14 protein-coding genes are annotated in these 15123 nt (G+C 75.3%); 3 read left to right on the top strand and 11 right to left on the bottom strand.

Translation table 11 applies throughout. From position 1 onward, the window contains the following. Positions 1-680: NADH-quinone oxidoreductase subunit C (locus ACSNOB_RS14340; RefSeq protein ID WP_436687090.1), on the bottom strand; the 680-nt coding region annotated here is incomplete at its 3' end. Positions 681-828: 148 nt separating this feature from the next. Between ACSNOB_RS14340 and ACSNOB_RS14335 the strand changes: the two genes are divergently transcribed. Further along, positions 829-1875 carry a glucose 1-dehydrogenase gene (locus tag ACSNOB_RS14335; protein WP_436687089.1) on the top strand — a complete coding sequence of 349 codons (1047 nt, stop codon included), beginning with the start codon at positions 829-831 and terminating at the stop codon, positions 1873-1875. Positions 1876-1881: 6 nt separating this feature from the next. Here the strand turns inward: ACSNOB_RS14335 and ACSNOB_RS14330 are convergent, their stop codons facing one another. From ACSNOB_RS14330 to ACSNOB_RS14310, 5 genes are all read right to left on the bottom strand, one after another. After that, positions 1882-3198 (bottom strand): DUF2252 domain-containing protein, encoded by a 1317-nt coding sequence (locus ACSNOB_RS14330; protein WP_436687088.1) that lies wholly within the window; start codon positions 3196-3198, stop codon positions 1882-1884. Positions 3199-3331: 133 nt separating this feature from the next. Continuing rightward, positions 3332-3922, bottom strand: coding sequence for an NADH-quinone oxidoreductase subunit B (locus ACSNOB_RS14325; protein ID WP_436687087.1), 591 nt, complete (start codon positions 3920-3922; stop codon positions 3332-3334). Between the two features lie 314 nt (positions 3923-4236). After that, positions 4237-5730 (bottom strand): pyridoxal phosphate-dependent decarboxylase family protein, encoded by a 1494-nt coding sequence (locus ACSNOB_RS14320; protein WP_436687086.1) that lies wholly within the window; start codon positions 5728-5730, stop codon positions 4237-4239. Next, a complete protein-coding gene (locus tag ACSNOB_RS14315) occupies positions 5727-7193 on the bottom strand; it encodes an MFS transporter (RefSeq protein ID WP_436687085.1) in 1467 nt (488 codons plus the stop codon). The genes ACSNOB_RS14320 and ACSNOB_RS14315 overlap by 4 nt, the downstream gene beginning before the upstream one ends. Before the next feature lie 32 nt (positions 7194-7225). Beyond that, the gene (locus ACSNOB_RS14310; protein WP_393105734.1) at positions 7226-7537 is read right to left on the bottom strand and encodes an MGMT family protein; all 312 of its coding nucleotides are present in this window, start codon (positions 7535-7537) and stop codon (positions 7226-7228) included. Between the two features lie 13 nt (positions 7538-7550). Here ACSNOB_RS14310 and proB point away from each other — a divergent pair, with 13 nt between their 5' ends. Together proB and ACSNOB_RS14300 are read left to right on the top strand one after the other, a co-directional pair. Further along, the gene (proB, locus tag ACSNOB_RS14305) at positions 7551-8708 is read left to right on the top strand and encodes a glutamate 5-kinase (RefSeq protein ID WP_436687084.1); all 1158 of its coding nucleotides are present in this window, start codon (positions 7551-7553) and stop codon (positions 8706-8708) included. 13 nt (positions 8709-8721) lie between these two features. Beyond that, positions 8722-9966 carry a glutamate-5-semialdehyde dehydrogenase gene (locus tag ACSNOB_RS14300; protein WP_436687083.1) on the top strand — a complete coding sequence of 415 codons (1245 nt, stop codon included), beginning with the start codon at positions 8722-8724 and terminating at the stop codon, positions 9964-9966. Between the two features lie 60 nt (positions 9967-10026). On the opposite strand, the gene ACSNOB_RS14295 is transcribed toward ACSNOB_RS14300, so the two are convergent. The 5 genes from ACSNOB_RS14295 to ACSNOB_RS14275 form a co-directional block, all read right to left on the bottom strand. Beyond that, on the bottom strand, positions 10027-10872 hold the full coding sequence (locus tag ACSNOB_RS14295) for a prenyltransferase/squalene oxidase repeat-containing protein (protein WP_436687094.1): 846 nt from the start codon (positions 10870-10872) through the stop codon (positions 10027-10029). A gap of 24 nt (positions 10873-10896) precedes the next feature. Beyond that, positions 10897-12078, bottom strand: a complete 1182-nt coding sequence (gene moeZ / locus ACSNOB_RS14290) for an adenylyltransferase/sulfurtransferase MoeZ (RefSeq protein ID WP_436687082.1) — start codon at positions 12076-12078, stop codon at positions 10897-10899. 109 nt (positions 12079-12187) lie between these two features. After that, positions 12188-13033, bottom strand: coding sequence for a DUF3152 domain-containing protein (locus ACSNOB_RS14285; RefSeq protein ID WP_436687081.1), 846 nt, complete (start codon positions 13031-13033; stop codon positions 12188-12190). 124 nt (positions 13034-13157) lie between these two features. Next, the gene (locus tag ACSNOB_RS14280) at positions 13158-14102 is read right to left on the bottom strand and encodes a DUF3152 domain-containing protein (RefSeq protein ID WP_436687080.1); all 945 of its coding nucleotides are present in this window, start codon (positions 14100-14102) and stop codon (positions 13158-13160) included. 5 nt (positions 14103-14107) lie between these two features. Then, on the bottom strand, positions 14108-15082 hold the full coding sequence (locus ACSNOB_RS14275) for an alpha/beta fold hydrolase (RefSeq protein ID WP_393105746.1): 975 nt from the start codon (positions 15080-15082) through the stop codon (positions 14108-14110). Between the last annotated feature and the right edge of the window lie 41 nt (positions 15083-15123).

The raw sequence follows: 15123 nt of genomic DNA, 5'->3' as shown, positions 1-15123 counted from the left end.
CAGATGTTTATAAGAGACAGCCCGGGGCCCGTCCGACCCGTACCGCCCGGCCCGCCGGCGCCGCCGCGCGGGCCCTCGCCGGCACCACCCGCGCCGGCCGGCGTCGGCGTCGTCCCCCACTCCCCCGGCGCGGGCACGCCCGGCGGACGGATCGGCCGGCGTCCGCCGCCGGCCTCGGACTCGCCCGGCTCCTTGGCCCCCGGCCAGGGCTTGGCCACCCGGGAGGCGAGCACGAACTCCTTGCGCAGCGGGTGCCCCTCGAACTCGGGCGGCAGCAGCAGCGGCGCCAGCCCGGCGTGGCCGGGGAAGTCGATGCCGAACATCTCGTGTGTCTCCCGCTCGTGCCACGCGGCGCCCGGGTAGACGTCGACCACCGACGCGACGGCCGCCGCCTCGCGGGGCACCCGGGTGCGCAGCAGCAACCCGTGCCGATGGGTGGTGGACCAGAGGTGCGCCACCACGTCGAAGCCGCCGGCCAGCTCGTCGACGGCGGAGAGCCAGTCGAAGAAGTCGCAGGCCAGCTCCGCGTCGTCGCGCGCCGCGCGGAGGGCGTCCGACCAGGCCGCCGGGGGCACGTCGACGGTGGCGCGGGCATGCGCCTGACCGCCGGAGACCGACGGGGTCGCCTCGGCGGGCGCGAGCAGCGCGACCATCCGCTGGCCGACCTCTTCCGGAGTCATGCCGCTGATCCTAGGGCCTGCCCCGTGCGGGCCGCCGGAGCGAGCCGAGGCCCCGGACGGCGGGCGACCCTGGCCGGCCCGAAAGCGGTTCGGCGCGATCTGGCCGCTTTGCCCGGCGGCGGGCCGCCCGGCGGGGAAGGATGAGGCCGTGCGCGCTGTCACTGTCACCCCGGGTGCCGCCGACTCCCTGCGGCTGTCGGAGGACCATCCCGAGCCGCCGCCCGAGGAGGGCGCGATCCTGGTCGAGGCGCTGTCGGTCGGGATCTGCGGCACCGACCACGAGATCATCGCCGGCCACTACGGCGAGGCGCCGCCCGGCGCGGACCGGCTGGTGCTGGGGCACGAGTCGCTGGGCCGGGTGCTGGAGGACCCGTCCGGCACCCTGCAACCCGGCGACCTGGTGGCCGGGATCGTCCGGCACCCCGACCCGGTGCCCTGCCAGAACTGCGCGGTCGGCGAGTGGGACATGTGCCGCAACGGGCGGTTCACCGAGCACGGCATCAAGGCGCTGCCCGGCTTCGCCCGGGACCGGTGGCGGCTGCAGCCCCGGTTCGCGGTCGGGCTGGACCGGGCCCTCGCCCCGGTCGGCGTGCTGCTGGAGCCGACCAGCGTGGTGGCGAAGGCGTGGGACCACATCGAGCGGATCGGCGCCCGCGCCGAGTGGCAGCCGCAGACCGTGCTGGTCACCGGCGCCGGGCCGATCGGCCTGCTGGCCGCGTTGCTGGCCACGCAGCGCGGGCTGGCCGTGCACGTGCTGGACCGCAACACCACCGGGCCGAAGCCGGAGCTGGTCCGGGCGCTCGGGGCGACCTACCACACGGTGCCGGTCGACGAGCTCGACTTCGAGCCGGACGTGGTGCTGGAGTGCACGGGGGCGCCGGTCGTCGTCCTCGACGTGATGTGCAAGGTCGGGCCGAACGGCATCGTCTGCCTCACCGGGGTCTCCAGCGGCGGGCGGACCATCGACCTCGACGCGGGTGCGCTCAACCGCGCGCTGGTGCTGGAGAACAACGTCGTGTTCGGCTCCGTCAACGCCAACCGGCGGCACTGGGACCTGGCCGCCGAGGCGCTGACCCGCGCCGACCAGTCGTGGCTGAACTCGCTGATCACCCGGCGCGTGCCGGTGGAGGCGTACGCACAGGCGTACGCCTCCGAGCCGGACGACATCAAGGTGGTGCTGGAGTTCGCCTCCTGACGAGGGTCAGAGCCCCGGCAGCCGGCCGTTGCGGAACAGGTCGACGAAGAGCTGGTGGTCCTGCCGGGTCCGCACCCCGTACGCGTGGGCGAAGTCGACCAGGTGGGCCACGAAACCCGCCTCGTCGGCGTCCACCGCCGCCACGATCGCCTCCTCGGTCGAGTAGTCCACCAGGTCGTGGCTCGACTCGTCGTCGGCGACCGAGTGCATCCGGGCGACCGCCCGGCCCAGGTCGGCCAGCACCCCGGCCAGCTCCTCCGGCTCGTTCACGTCGGCCCAGTCGAGGTCGGCCGCGTACGGGGAGACCTCGGCGACGAGCTGGCCGACCCCGTCCAGCTCGGTGAAGCCCAGCCACGGGTCGGCGTGCGCCTGGAGCGCCCGCTGCGACTCGGCGGTGCGGTGCCCCTGGTGCCGGAAGTAGCCGGCGATCGACTCGTCGGCGATGTGCCGGGCCACCGCCGGCACCTGGGCCTGCTTCATGTAGATGACGACGTCGTTCTCCAGCGCCTCGGTGTGCCCCTCCAGCAGGAGGTTGTACGACGGCAGCCCGGCCGAGCCGATGCCCACCCCCTTGCGCAGCACCACGTCCTTGATGTGCGTGGCCACCGGGCGGAGCCGGGCCGAGGAGAGCGGCAGCGTGCCGAGGTAGTCCTCGAACGCGGCGCACACCTTCGCCCGGGTCTCGCCGTCGACCTCGAAGACGCCGTCGCCGAGGGAGAACCGGCGCTCGTAGTTGTCGACAATGGTCTGCGTGGCGAGCAGGTCGACCCGGGTGTTGAGCCGGGCCTGCTGGAGCACCCGGCGCAGCACGCCGTCGGCGTTGTCCAGGGTGATCGAGCCGATCGCGTCGTCGCCGCCGGCGGCGATGGCCCGCAGCTCGGTCAGGTACGACCCGGCGAAGCCGGCGACCAGGTCGCTGATCGCCCGGTCGGAGAGCGCCTTGGCGTAGCCGAGCAGGGCCACGCTGGCCGCCAGGCGCTTCAGGTCCCAGCTGAACGGCCCGACGTACGCCTCGTCGAAGTCGTTGACGTTGAACACCAGTCGCCCGGAGGCGTTCATGTACGTGCCGAAGTTCTCCGCGTGCAGGTCGCCGTGGATCCACACCCGGCTGGTCCGGTCGTCGAGGAACCGGTCGTCGGCGAAGTCGCCGCGCTGGTCGGCGTAGAACAGGGAGGCGCTGCCCCGGTAGAAGGCGAACGGCGAGGCGGCCATCTTGCGGAACTTGCGCCGGAAGGCGGCCGGGTCGAGCGCCATCGACTCGCCGAACTCCTCGGTGAGCACGTGGACGATGTGGGCGGAACGCTGGTCCGCGGACTGGCTCATGGTGCGCAGGCTAGCCCGCGCCGACCACCCTCCGGCGTCGTCCGTCCGACCGGTCCTTCCCGGCCCGGCGGCGGGTGGTGGCCTCCCCCGGCGCGTTCTCCGACGGCCGGCGCGCGGCACGGGCCGCGGACGCTCAGCGGGTGGGCGGGCGGACCGGCGGGGCGGTCAGCGACTCCGCCGAGCGCGCGACGGCGCCGGTGCTCCCGGCGTCGGCGGGCGGGGCGTCGACCGGCGCGGCGAGCGCGTCCGGCCGGGACACCCCGCCGATCCCGGACTGCTCGGCGGCGATCTTCTCCTGCAGGCGCAGGATGCCGTGCAGCAGCGCCTCCGGCCGGGGCGGGCAGCCCGGCACGTAGACGTCGACCGGGATGAGCTGGTCGACGCCCTTGGTCACCGAGTAGGAGTCCCAGTAGGGGCCGCCGCAGTTGGAGCACGCGCCGAACGAGATGACGTACTTCGGCTCGGGCATCTGGTCGTAGAGCCGCTTGATGGCGGGCGCCATCTTGTCGGTGACCGTGCCGGAGACCACCATCAGGTCGGCCTGCCGAGGGCCGTGCGCGAACGGGATCACGCCCAGCCGGATGAAGTCGTGCCGGCCCATGCTGGTGGCGATGAACTCGATCGCGCAGCAGGCCAGGCCGAAGTTGAAGACCCAGAGCGAGTAGCGGCGGCCCCAGTTCAGCACGAACCGGATCGGCTCGCCGAGCACTCCCGGCACCTGCACGACCGCCCCCTTCCCCGAACCCCGCCCCAAGTCAACCACAGCCGCCGGCGGCGCCGACGGGTCGCTCGGCGCCGAAGAACCGTGCCACCTCGGCCGCGCCGCTGCCGGCCACGTGACGTCGAATCGGGTTCGTCTGCCGCAACTGCGGCGTCCTGGGCGCGGGGCTCGCCCGGATCGGCGCGGCGACGCCCGCCGCGCGGGCAGCCGCCGTGCCCGCCGACAACACCGCTCCGACCGACCTCAGGCTGCCCGCCGCGTGACTGCGCCGGCCACGAGGGGCCGGCGGCGGCGTCCGGCACGGGCGCCGCCGCCGGTCACCAGGTCGGTCGTTGCAGCAGGCCGACGAACTCCACGAGCAGGCGTTCCCGCAGCGCGGGCGGCGCGGCGTCGAGCAGGGTGTTGACCACCGCCATCCGCTCGGGAGCCGCACCGGCGGCGTCGGCCGGAGCGCCCAGGCCGAGCCCGGCGGCCAGGCCGGCGACCAGGTCCGGGGTGAGCGCGTCGGGGGTCAGCGTGGTGGCGAGGGCCAGCAGGTCGCCGGGGAGCGCCACCGGACCGGCCGCCCGGGCGGCGGCCACCGCCCCGGCCAGGGCCGGGCCGAACTCGGCCACCCGCGGCGCCACCGCGGCGGTCACGGTCAGGTGCACGCTGCGCGGCAGGTCGGCGTACGCGAGCTGCGGCTGGGTGTGCCAGCCCCGGGCGGTCAGCTCGTCGACCAGGACGAAGAGGTCCAACCCCGGGTCGGTGGCGGTGAAGCAGACGACGGTCGACTCCGGCTCGGCCATCAGCCGCAGCCCGTCGACCGCGCGGACGGCGTCGGCCAGCCCGGTCACGGCGTCCCGCGTCGCCGCCGCGAGCCGCAGGTAACCGTCGTCACCGAGGTGCCGCAGGGTCGCGTACGCGGCGGCGATCGGGCCGCCGGAGCGGGTGGAGGCGATGACCGGGTTGACCATCGTGTAGCCGGGCCAGTCCGCGTACGCGAAGTACTGCGGGGCGCGCAGCGCCGGGTCGCGGTGCAGCAGCACCGAGACGCCCTTGGGCGCGTACGCGTACTTGTGCAGGTCGACCGAGATCGAGGTGACCCCGGTGACGGCGAAGTCGAACGGCGGCACGTCCGCCCCGAGCCGCCGCAGGTAGGGCAGGGTCCAGCCGCCGAAGCAGGCGTCGACGTGGCAGCGCACCCCGGCCTCGGCGGCCGCCCCGGCGATCTCGACGACGGGGTCGACGACGCCGTGCGCGTACGAGGGGGCGGAGCAGGCCACCAGCACGGTCTCCGGGCCGATGGCGGCGGCCACGTCGGCGGCGGCCGGCCGGAGCGTGGACGCCGACACGGGCACCGTGTCCACGGCGACCCGCAGGTAGTGGGCCGCCTTCGCGAACGCGGCGTGCGCGCTGGCCGGCACCACGATCCGGGGCGCGCCGATCGCGGGGTGGGCGTCGCGGGCGGCCTTCACGGCCAGGATCAGCGACTCCGTGCCGCCGCTGGTGACGCTGCCGACGGCGTCCGGCGCGGCGCCGCCCGGGCCGCCCCCGAGCAGCCGGGCCGCCGCGCCGACCAGCGCGTTCTCCATCGCCAGCAGGGACGGGAAGGCGGTCGGGTCGAGCCCGTTGACGTGCGCGCTCTCCGCGTGCGCGGCGGCGGCCAGCTCGTCCAGCCCCGGCACGGCCGGGTCGTACACGTACGCGAAGAGCCGCCCCCCGTGGGTGGGCCGGTCGGCGGCGCGCAGCGCGCGCACCTCGGCCAGCACCCGCTCGGCGGGCAACCCGTTTCGGGGCAGCGCGGTGCCGCCCGGCCTCTCGTCGATCATGGAGTCGTGACGCCCTTTCCGTGGGTTCGGCGGCTGTCGTCCCGGGCCGCACCCGCCGCCCCGGCGGCGGCGAGGCGGGCCGGGGTCAGGTCGTAGGGGCGCAGGAGGAGGGTGGCCACGGCCACCAGGAGGGCGGGCAGCACGGTGAAGCCGAGCAGGATGCCGAGGCGGGCGGTGCCGGGCTGGGCGGCGGCGGTGCCGGTGTCGGAGGAGACGTAGCCGCCGACGTGGAGCACCAGGCCGAAGATGCCCGGCCCGAGGGCCAGCCCGAGGGTCTCCCCCGCCGTCCAGAGGCCGGTGAACACGCCGGCCTGCCGCCGACCGGTGCGCGCCGTGTCGTACGCGATGCAGTCCGGGAGCATGGCGAGGGCGAAGACCTGCTGGCCCGCGTACCCGACGCCGACCAGCGCGACCAGGAGGTAGACCGCCGCCGCGGGGAGCAGCGGCGCGGCGACCAGGGCCAGCGCGCCCGCCGCGAAGATCAGCGACGCGGCCACCAGGGCGGCGAGCTTGCCGACCCGCGCGCCGACCCGGGTCCAGAGCGGCATCACCAGCAGCGCGGGCCCCACGAAGCAGACGAACAGGACGGTCGGCCCGCCGTCGGGGTCGCGCAGGATCTGGTCGGCGAAGTAGTTGACCCCGGCGAGGATGGTGGCCACCCCGGCGGACTGCACCACGAAGCAGACCAGCAGCGCCCGGAACGGCCGGTTGCGCCCGGCGACGGCGAGCTGGGCGCGCAGCGTCGGCTCGCTCTCCCCCACCGCGCCCTCGGGGGCGGCGCGGGTGCCGGCGAACGCGCCGACCGCGCCGAGCACGATCAGGCCGGCGACGAAGAGCCCCATCCAGCGGTGTCCCGGCACGCCACCGCCGCCCGCGTCGCGCACCAGCGGGGCCACCGCGCCGGAGACCAGGATGGCCAGCGCGAGCACCGCGATCCGCCAGCTCATCAGCCGGGTACGTTCGGCGTAGTCGCCGGTCAGCTCGGCGGGCATCGCCACGTACGGCACCTGGAAGAAGGCGAACGCGGTGGCGGTGGCGAGGAAGGCGACGGCGACGTACGCCCCGGCGGCCGGCCCGGCCCCGAACGGCGCGGCGAAGATGGCGGCGAAGAGCACGCCGAGCGCGACACCGGCGCCCAGCAGGTACGGCCGGCGGGCGCCCCAGCGCGACCGGGTGCGGTCGGAGATCCGGCCGGCGACCGGGTTGACCAGCACGTCCCACGCCTTCGGCAGGAGCACCAGCAGGGCGGCCACGCCCGCCGCGACGCCGAGGGTGTCGGTCAGGTACGGCAGCAGGAGCAGCCCGGGCACGGTGCCGAACGCGCCTGTGGCCAGCGACCCGAGGGCGTACCCCGCGTGCACCCGGCGCGGCAGCCCGCCGGCGGCCGGCCCGGGTGCCGGCGACCCGGTGGCGGTCGGCGCGGCGGCGCCCGGCGAGCCGGCTCCACCCGGCGGCGCGTCCATGGGGCCGAATGTTACTCACGTTATGGTCCTCGTCACATCCCCTCTTCCGGGGACCAGCTCGCCGCCATGTCGACCCCGTCGCCGCGCAGCGGCGTCCCCTCGGCGCGCAGCCGGGCCCGCGCCTCCCGCTCGTGACCGGGCGGCAGCCGGCCCGCCGAGTTCACCACCCGGTGCCAGGGAACCCCGCCGCCGTGCCGGGCCATGATCGAGCCGACCAGCCGGGCCGACGCCCGCCCCGAGCGTTCGGCGAGCGCGTCGGCGACCGCCCCGTACGACATCACCCGGCCGGGCGGGATCCGCTCGACCAACTCCAGCACCGCCTCGACGTACTCGTCAGGTGTCACGACCGGCCACGATATGGGAACGCGCCGGGGCGCACCCGGAGCGACCACGCAGAATGGGCGGGTGCGCGACGCAGTCACGGCGGCCCGACGGGTCGTCGTCAAGATCGGATCCTCCTCGTTGACCACCGCCGCCGGCGGGCTGGACGACGGGCGGGTCGACGCGCTCGTCGGCACCCTCGGCGCGCTGGCCGCCGAGGGCCGCGAGGTGGTGCTGGTCAGCTCCGGCGCGATCGCCGCCGGCCTGGCCCCGCTGGGGCTGGCCCGGCGCCCGCGCGACCTGGCCACCCAGCAGGCCGCCGCCAGCGTCGGGCAGGGCCTGCTGATCGGCCGGTACGCGGCCGCCTTCGCCCGGCACGGGCTGACCGTCGGGCAGGTGCTGCTCACCGTCGACGACGTGACCCGGCGGGCGCACTACCGCAACGCGTACCGCACCCTGCGCAAACTGCTCGACCTGCGGGCGGTGCCGATCGTCAACGAGAACGACACGGTGGCGACCGAGGAGATCCGGTTCGGCGACAACGACCGGCTGGCCGCGCTCGTCGCCGCCCTGGTCCACGCCGACCTGCTGGTGCTGCTGTCGGACGTGGATGCCCTCTGGACGGGCGACCCCGCCCGCCCGGGCTCCAGCCGGATCACCGAGGTGCACGACGAGCGGGACCTGACCGGGGTCGACATCGGCGGCGCCGGCCGGGCCGGGGTGGGCACCGGCGGCATGGTGACGAAGGTGGAGGCGGCCCGGATCGCCACCGGCTTCGGCATCCCGGTGGTGCTGACCGCCGCGCCGCTGGCCGCCCCGGCGCTGGCCGGCGAGCCCGTCGGCACCCTGTTCCACCCGAGCCGGCGGCGCCCGGCGGCCCGGCTCTTCTGGCTCGCCCACGCCACCTCGCCCCGGGGGCGGCTGCACCTCGACCCCGGCGCGGTCGCCGCGGTGGTGGGCCGGCGCAAGTCGCTGCTGCCCGCCGGGATCACGGCCGTGGACGGGGCGTTCACCGCCGGCGACCCCGTCGACCTGGTAAACGTCGAGGGCGCGCCGGTCGCCCGGGGGCTGGTCAACTACGACGCGGTGGAGCTGCCCGGGCTGCTCGGCCGGTCGACCTCGGAACTCGCCGCGGCGCTCGGCCCGGCGTACGAACGGGAGGTCGTCCACCGCGACGACCTGGTGCTGCTGTGAGGAGTGAGGCGCGATGAGCGTGAGCGAGCAGGCCCGGCGGGCGCGTACGGCGGCGGAGGCGCTGGCCGTCGCGACGCGTACGGCCAAGGACGCCGCGCTGGTGGCGATGGCCGACGCGCTGGTGGCGCGTACGCCGGAGATCCTGGCCGCCAACGCGACGGACCTGGCGGCCGGACGCGAGGCCGGGCTGAGCGCGAGCGTGCTGGACCGGCTCGCCCTCGACGCGGGGCGGGTGGCGGGCATCGCCGACGCGCTGCGGCAGATGGCCGCGCTGCCGGACCCGGTCGGCGAGGTGGTCCGGGGCTCGACCCTGCCCAACGGGCTGGAGCTGCGCCAGATCCGGGTGCCGTTCGGCGTGGTGGGCATCATCTACGAGGCCCGGCCGAACGTGACGGTCGACGCCGCCGGCATCTGCCTGAAGTCGGGCAACGCGGCGCTGCTGCGGGGCTCCTCCTCGGCGGCGAACTCCAACGCGGCCCTGGTCGCGGTGCTGCGCGACGCGGTTGCCGACGCGGGCCTGCCGGCGGACGCGGTGCAACTGCTCGACGCCACCACCCGCGACTCGGTCAAGGAGCTGATGCGCGCCCGCGGCCTGGTCGACGTGCTGATCCCGCGCGGCGGCGCGTCGCTGATCCGCACGGTCGTCGAGGAGTCGACGGTGCCGGTGATCGAGACCGGCGTCGGCAACTGCCACGTCTACGTCGATGCCGCCGCCGACCTGGCCAAGGCGGTCGCGATCACGCTGAACGCCAAGACGCAGCGGCTGTCCACCTGCAACACCGCCGAGTCGCTGCTGGTGCACGCGGCGGTCGCCGACGCCTTCCTGCCGCCGGTGCTGGCCGCGTTCGCCGAGGCCGGCGTCACGGTGCACGGCGACGAGCGGGTCGCCGCCCACTCGGCGGCGGTGGTCCCGGCCACCGACGAGGACTTCGCGACCGAATACCTCTCCGCCGACATCTCGGTCGCCGTCGTCGACTCGCTCGACGCGGCGGTCGCGCACATCCGGCGGTACGGCACGGGGCACACCGAGGCGATCGTCACCGACTCGGCCACCGCCGCCCGGGAGTTCGTGGCCCGGGTGGACGCGGCGGCCGTGCTGGTCAACGCCTCGACCCGGTTCACCGACGGCGGGGAGTTCGGCTTCGGCGCCGAGATCGGCATCTCCACGCAGAAGCTGCACGCCCGCGGGCCGATGGGCCTGCCCGAGCTGACCTCCACCAAGTACGTGGTGACCGGGGACGGCCACCTGCGCGGCTGACCGTCCCGGCCGGCCGGGAGAAGCTCGACGTGGAGGTCGTCTACACCGCCTGCCGGCGGCTCAGCGGCAGGCCCGGATCGCGCTGAGCGTGGTGTGCACGTCGAACTGGTGCCCGTCCTCGCTGTCCCAGCCGCCGTCGCTGCGCTGGGTCTCCGCGAGCCGCCGACGCGCCCGCACCAGCAGCCAGTCCTGCCCGTCGATGCCGACGCGGCGCAGCGTCGCGGCCAGCCAGGCCACGTCGCCCGGGGACAGCTCCGGGACCCGGTCGGCGAGCATCACCTGGATCCGCGCCGCCTCGTGGAACATCTCCTGCCGGTGCAGGACGGCCGCGCCGAGCCAGCCCGCGGGCAGGAAGGACGGCCAGCCGCCGTCCGGGCGCAGCCGGGCGACGAGCGACTGCGCGGCGGCGTGCACGACGCCCGCGTACGCTCCGCCGACCCGGTGGTCCAGCGGGCCGGCGGCCCGGGCGTCCAGGCCGGCGACGGTCAGCCAGAACCCGGCGTTGGCGGTGAGGTAGAACCCCGCCTCGGGATCGCCGGGCCGGGCCCACTCGGGGGCGACGCCGGCCAGCGCCGGGTCCTCCTCCCAGCCGCCGTCGGGCAACTGCCGGGCAGCCAGCCAGTCCAGCGCCCGGCGGGCGGCCGGACGGCCGAGCGCGCCGAGGTCGTCCAGTTCGGACAGGCGGAAGCAGGTGGCGTCGACCGACGCGACGTCCCCGCCCAGCGTCGCCGGCCAGCCACCGCCGGGCGTCTGACCGACCTCCGCCGCGTCGAGCAGCTCGGGCGGCGGCGGCGAACCGGCGCGCAGCCGGGAGAGCCGGGCGCGGTCCACCGCGTCCCCGTGCGCCACGACGAACCCGATCGCCGCATCGATGTCGACCACGGCGGCAACGCTACCGGCGCGAATGTGATCCCGCCTCGGCCGACCGCGTCAGTACGCGGGCAGCGACGGGTCGATCTGCTTGATCCAGGAGAGCACGCCGCCCTGCACGTGCACCGCGTCGCGGAACCCGGCCGCCTTCAGCGCGGCGAGCGCCTCCGCCGAGCGGACCCCGGACTTGCAGTGCAGCACGATCTGCCGGTCCTGCGGCAGCCTGGCCAGCGCCTCGCCGGAGATGATCTCGCCCTTGGGGATCAGCGTCGCGCCGGGGATCCGGACGATCTCGTACTCGGCCGGCTCGCGGACGTCGACGAGGAAGATGTCCTTGCCCGCGTCCTGCCACTCCTTGAGCTCCAGCGCGGTGATGGTCGAGTCGACCACCGCCTCCTGGGCCTCCACCGACACCGCGCCGCAGAAGTCCTCGTAGTCCTCCAGCAGGTCGGTGACCGTCGGGTTCTCGCCGCAGAGGACGCAGTTCGGGTCCTTGCGGACCTTGATCTTGCGGTAGCTCATCTCCAGGGCGTCGTAGACCATCAGCCGGCCGACCAGCGGCTCACCGATGCCGGCGAGCAGCTTGATCGCCTCGTTGACCTGGATCGAGCCGATCGACGCGCAGAGCACGCCGAGCACGCCACCCTCGGCGCAGGACGGCACCATGCCGGGCGGCGGGGGCTCCGGGTAGAGGCAGCGGTAGCACGGGCCGTGCTCGGCCCAGAACACCGACGCCTGGCCGTCGAAGCGGTAGATCGAACCCCAGACGTACGGCTTGCCGAGGAGCACCGCCGCGTCGTTGACCATGTAGCGGGTGGCGAAGTTGTCCGTGCCGTCGACGATCAGGTCGTACCGGGAGAAGATGTCGCGGACGTTGTCCCGGTCCAGCGCGGTGTTGTGGATCTCCACGTTGACCAGCGGGTTGATCTCGCGGATCGACGCCGCGGCCGACTCGGCCTTGGAGCGGCCGACGTCGGAGACGCCGTGGATGATCTGGCGCTGGAGGTTGGACTCGTCGACGGTGTCGAAGTCGATGATGCCGAGGGTCCCCACGCCCGCGGCGGCCAGGTACATGAGGGCCGGCGAGCCGAGGCCACCGGCGCCGACGCAGAGCACCCGGGCGTTCTTCAGCCGCTTCTGCCCCTCGACCCCGACGTCCGGGATGATCAGGTGGCGCGAGTAGCGGCGGATCTCGTCAACGGTCAGCTCGGCGGCGGGCTCGACGAGCGGGGGCAACGACACGGTGGACTCCCCGGAATCGGCTGGTGGCGAACCGAGCCATTGTCGCTCGTGGTTGGGTCGGCCGGCCATGAGGAGGGACACGTCGCCCGAACTGCGGGAACGGGAATATTCAGATGCCGGGGACGATCTCGCCGGCGTAGCGCGAGCCGTCGACGTAGGGCCAGGCGTTCGCGACGCAGCCGTCCAGGCCGTACGTCTGCTGCTGCATCACCGGCGCCGGCTCGCCGGGCGCCGGGCAGGCCTGGTGTACCTCGCCGAACTCGTGGCCCACCTCGTGGTTGATCACGTAGGTGCGGTAGATCTCCAGCGGTGCGCCGTAGTCCGGAACCGCCTCCAGCCAGCGGGCCAGATTGATGATCACCTGGCCGGGGAGCCGGCAGGAGGTGTAGCCCTCGGTGCTCAGGCCGCCCTCGGCGCACATCCGCTCCGAGGTGCCCGGCGTGGCGAGGTAGACGGTGAAGTCGGCGTCGGCCGCCTCGGCGACCCGCTGCACCCGCAGCTCCTCCGAGGCGGTCCAGCCACGCGGGTCGGCCAGCACCTCGTCGACGGTGGCGGCGAAGGCGGCGACGTCCTGCCCGGTGCCCGACTCCACGGCCACCCGGTAGCGCCACACCGGCCCGTCCGTGCCCCGGACCGGGGAGTCCCCGGCCGCCGTGGCGAAACTGCCCGTGCCCTCCCGCGGATAGGGGGTGGGCCGCGCCCGCTCGCCCGCCCCGGCCCCGTGGACCGTCCGGCCCCGGCCGTCCGCGGACGGGTCGTCGGGCGGGTCGCCCGCCCGTGGCAGCGTCACCATGACGGCCGCCGCGAGCAGCAGGGCCAGGCCGAGCCCGACGACCCGCCGGTCCCGGAACAGGGCCGGCGGGCGCCGGTCGCGGAACGGGGTTCGCGGGCGCGGCGACGGCGACGAGTGGGGCGAGGACGGACCAGGCGGGTCGCAAGGGGACGACGACGTCATGAATCGAGCGTCCCACTTAATCGGGCATTTCCGCGTCTTATACGCAATTCCGCTAGCGCAATTACGGGCCGCTCACGGCCGTTCCGTCACCTTTTCACGCCATTGCGCCCGATGTCCGCCGCCGCTAGAGCCGCGGCCCGGCGTAGCGCCGACCGTCGCGGTAGGGCCACGGATTGGCGACGCATCCGTCGAGGAACAGCGTCTGCTGCATCATCACCGGCGCCGGTCGGCCCTTGCCCGGGCACCGTTCGTGCCGGTGCCCCAACTGGTGCCCGACCTCGTGGTTCACCACGTACGTCCGGTAGACCGAGAGCGGCACCCGGGCGCTGACGTAGTGCGGCACCGAGAGCCGCCAACGGTCCAGGTTGATGATCACCTTGCCGGGCGCCCGGCACGAGGTGTACGGCCGCCCGCCCACCCGGATGTCGACCCCGCCGGCCGCGCACATCCGGCCCGCCGTCGCGGCGGTCGCCAGGTAGACCGTGAAGTCGTGCCGGGCGTCGCCGCGTACCTGCTGCAGGCGCAGCCCTCCGTCGACCCAGCTCCCCGGCCCCGTGAGCGCCGTCTCCACGGCGGCCGCGAACTCGCCCGCGTCCTCGTCGGAGCCGGACTCCACGGCGACCCGGTAGCGGCGCAGCGTGCCGGTCTCACCCAGCACCGGACCCACCCGGTCGTCGTAGCCGAAGCTGCCCCGGCCCTCCGACGGCACCGGCCCGGGCAGCCGCAGCACCGGCGGCGCGGGCGTCGCGGCGGCGGGCGACGGCGGGACCGGCAAGGCGGACACCGGCGCGAGCCCCGGTGCCGGTGGCATCTGCTCGGCGGTGAACACCTCCGCACCGACGTCGGCGCCCCGCCGGTCGGCGACCACCGCCACGGCCGCACCCACCGCCAGGACGAGCGCGACCAGCTCGACGAGCCGGCGCCGGCGGGCCGGACGGCGGTGCCGGGGACGGGTCAGGTCGGGACCGGCCGGGACCCGCCTGGTGGCTTGGCCACGCCCTCCGCGCGGGGCGTCGGTGCGGTGGCCCCCGGTCGGGGGCGTGGCGGGGCGGCGGCGGGCAGAGGGCATCCCGCTCAGCCTGCCATGTCGGACCGCTTCGCGGTGTCCCCCGTTTCGGCGAGCAGGCCCAGCACCGCGCGGGCGACCAGGCGCGGCACCTCCACCTGTGCCACGTGACCGACCCCGTCGAGCATCAACAGCCGGCTGTCCGGGATGACCCGCGCGGTCTGCGGCGCCACCCGGACGTCCACCAGCCGGTCGTGTCGCCCGCCGACGACCAGCGTGGGCGCCCGGACCGCGGCGGCGAGCCGCCACAGCGACCCCGGTCCCGGCAGGTACGACCGCAGGAAGCTGGAGACCAGCCCCCGGAAGGTCCGGACGTACGCGGCCGCGTAGTGCTCGGCCTCGTAGCGCACCCGGATCTCCTCCAGCGCCTCCTGCCGACGCTGCTCGCAGATCCGGCTCAGATCGGCGATGCACGCCTCCAGCACCTGCTGCGCCATCACCTCGGGCGCGAGCTGGGCCAGCCGCCAGGCGGCCAGGCGCTCACCCCGGGGGATCGCCAGCAGCGGCAGCATCCGGCCCTGCAACGAGCGCCGGAAGTCGAGGAACGGCAGGGCCGGCGAGATCAGGGTCAGGGTCCGGACCAGGTCCGGCCGCAGCCCCGCCACCTGCACCGAGACCGCCCCGCCCAGCGAGTTGCCGAACAGGTGCACCGGCCCCCGGCCGGAGTGCTCGATCCAGCGGATCACCCGCTCGGCGAAGGCCGGGATCGTGTAGCGGCGCCCGGGCTCGCTGCGGCCGAACCCGGGCAGGTCGATGGCCTGCCCGTCGAGACGGTCGGCGAGCAGGCCCGCCAGGTCGGTCCAGTTCTGCGACGAGCCGCCCAGGCCGTGCACGTAGAGCGCCGGCTCCGCGCCGGGAGCGGTGGCCGGGGTGTCCCGGACGTACGTCACCGTGCCGTCGAGGCGCACCTCGCGCCCCGGCCAGGGCGGCGGCACGGAGTGCTCGGGAAGGGCATGGTCCGGCCAGAGGGTGGCGCGCTTCATCCCTCCAGTCTGCCCGCGCCCGCGCGAAGCGGCAGCGCGTC

Source organism: Micromonospora sp. URMC 106 (assembly GCF_051386395.1).
Lineage (GTDB): Bacteria > Actinomycetota > Actinomycetes > Mycobacteriales > Micromonosporaceae > Micromonospora.
Note: the sequence above shows the minus strand (reverse complement) of the source record. Positions and strands in the feature narration are given on the sequence as shown.

Bases quoted from the DNA above. Each gene is read 5' to 3' on its own strand.
- ACSNOB_RS14330 (WP_436687088.1), bottom strand. From the start codon at position 3,198: ATGAGCCAGTCCGCGGACCAGCGTTCCGCCCACATCGTCCACGTGCTC.
- ACSNOB_RS14320 (WP_436687086.1), bottom strand. From the start codon at position 5,730: ATGATCGACGAGAGGCCGGGCGGCACCGCGCTGCCCCGAAACGGGTTG.
- ACSNOB_RS14315 (WP_436687085.1), bottom strand. From the start codon at position 7,193: ATGGACGCGCCGCCGGGTGGAGCCGGCTCGCCGGGCGCCGCCGCGCCG.
- proB (WP_436687084.1), top strand. From the start codon at position 7,551: ATGGGAACGCGCCGGGGCGCACCCGGAGCGACCACGCAGAATGGGCGG.
- ACSNOB_RS14300 (WP_436687083.1), top strand. From the start codon at position 8,722: ATGAGCGTGAGCGAGCAGGCCCGGCGGGCGCGTACGGCGGCGGAGGCG.
- ACSNOB_RS14285 (WP_436687081.1), bottom strand. From the start codon at position 13,033: ATGACGTCGTCGTCCCCTTGCGACCCGCCTGGTCCGTCCTCGCCCCAC.
- ACSNOB_RS14280 (WP_436687080.1), bottom strand. From the start codon at position 14,102: ATGCCCTCTGCCCGCCGCCGCCCCGCCACGCCCCCGACCGGGGGCCAC.
- ACSNOB_RS14275 (WP_393105746.1), bottom strand. From the start codon at position 15,082: ATGAAGCGCGCCACCCTCTGGCCGGACCATGCCCTTCCCGAGCACTCC.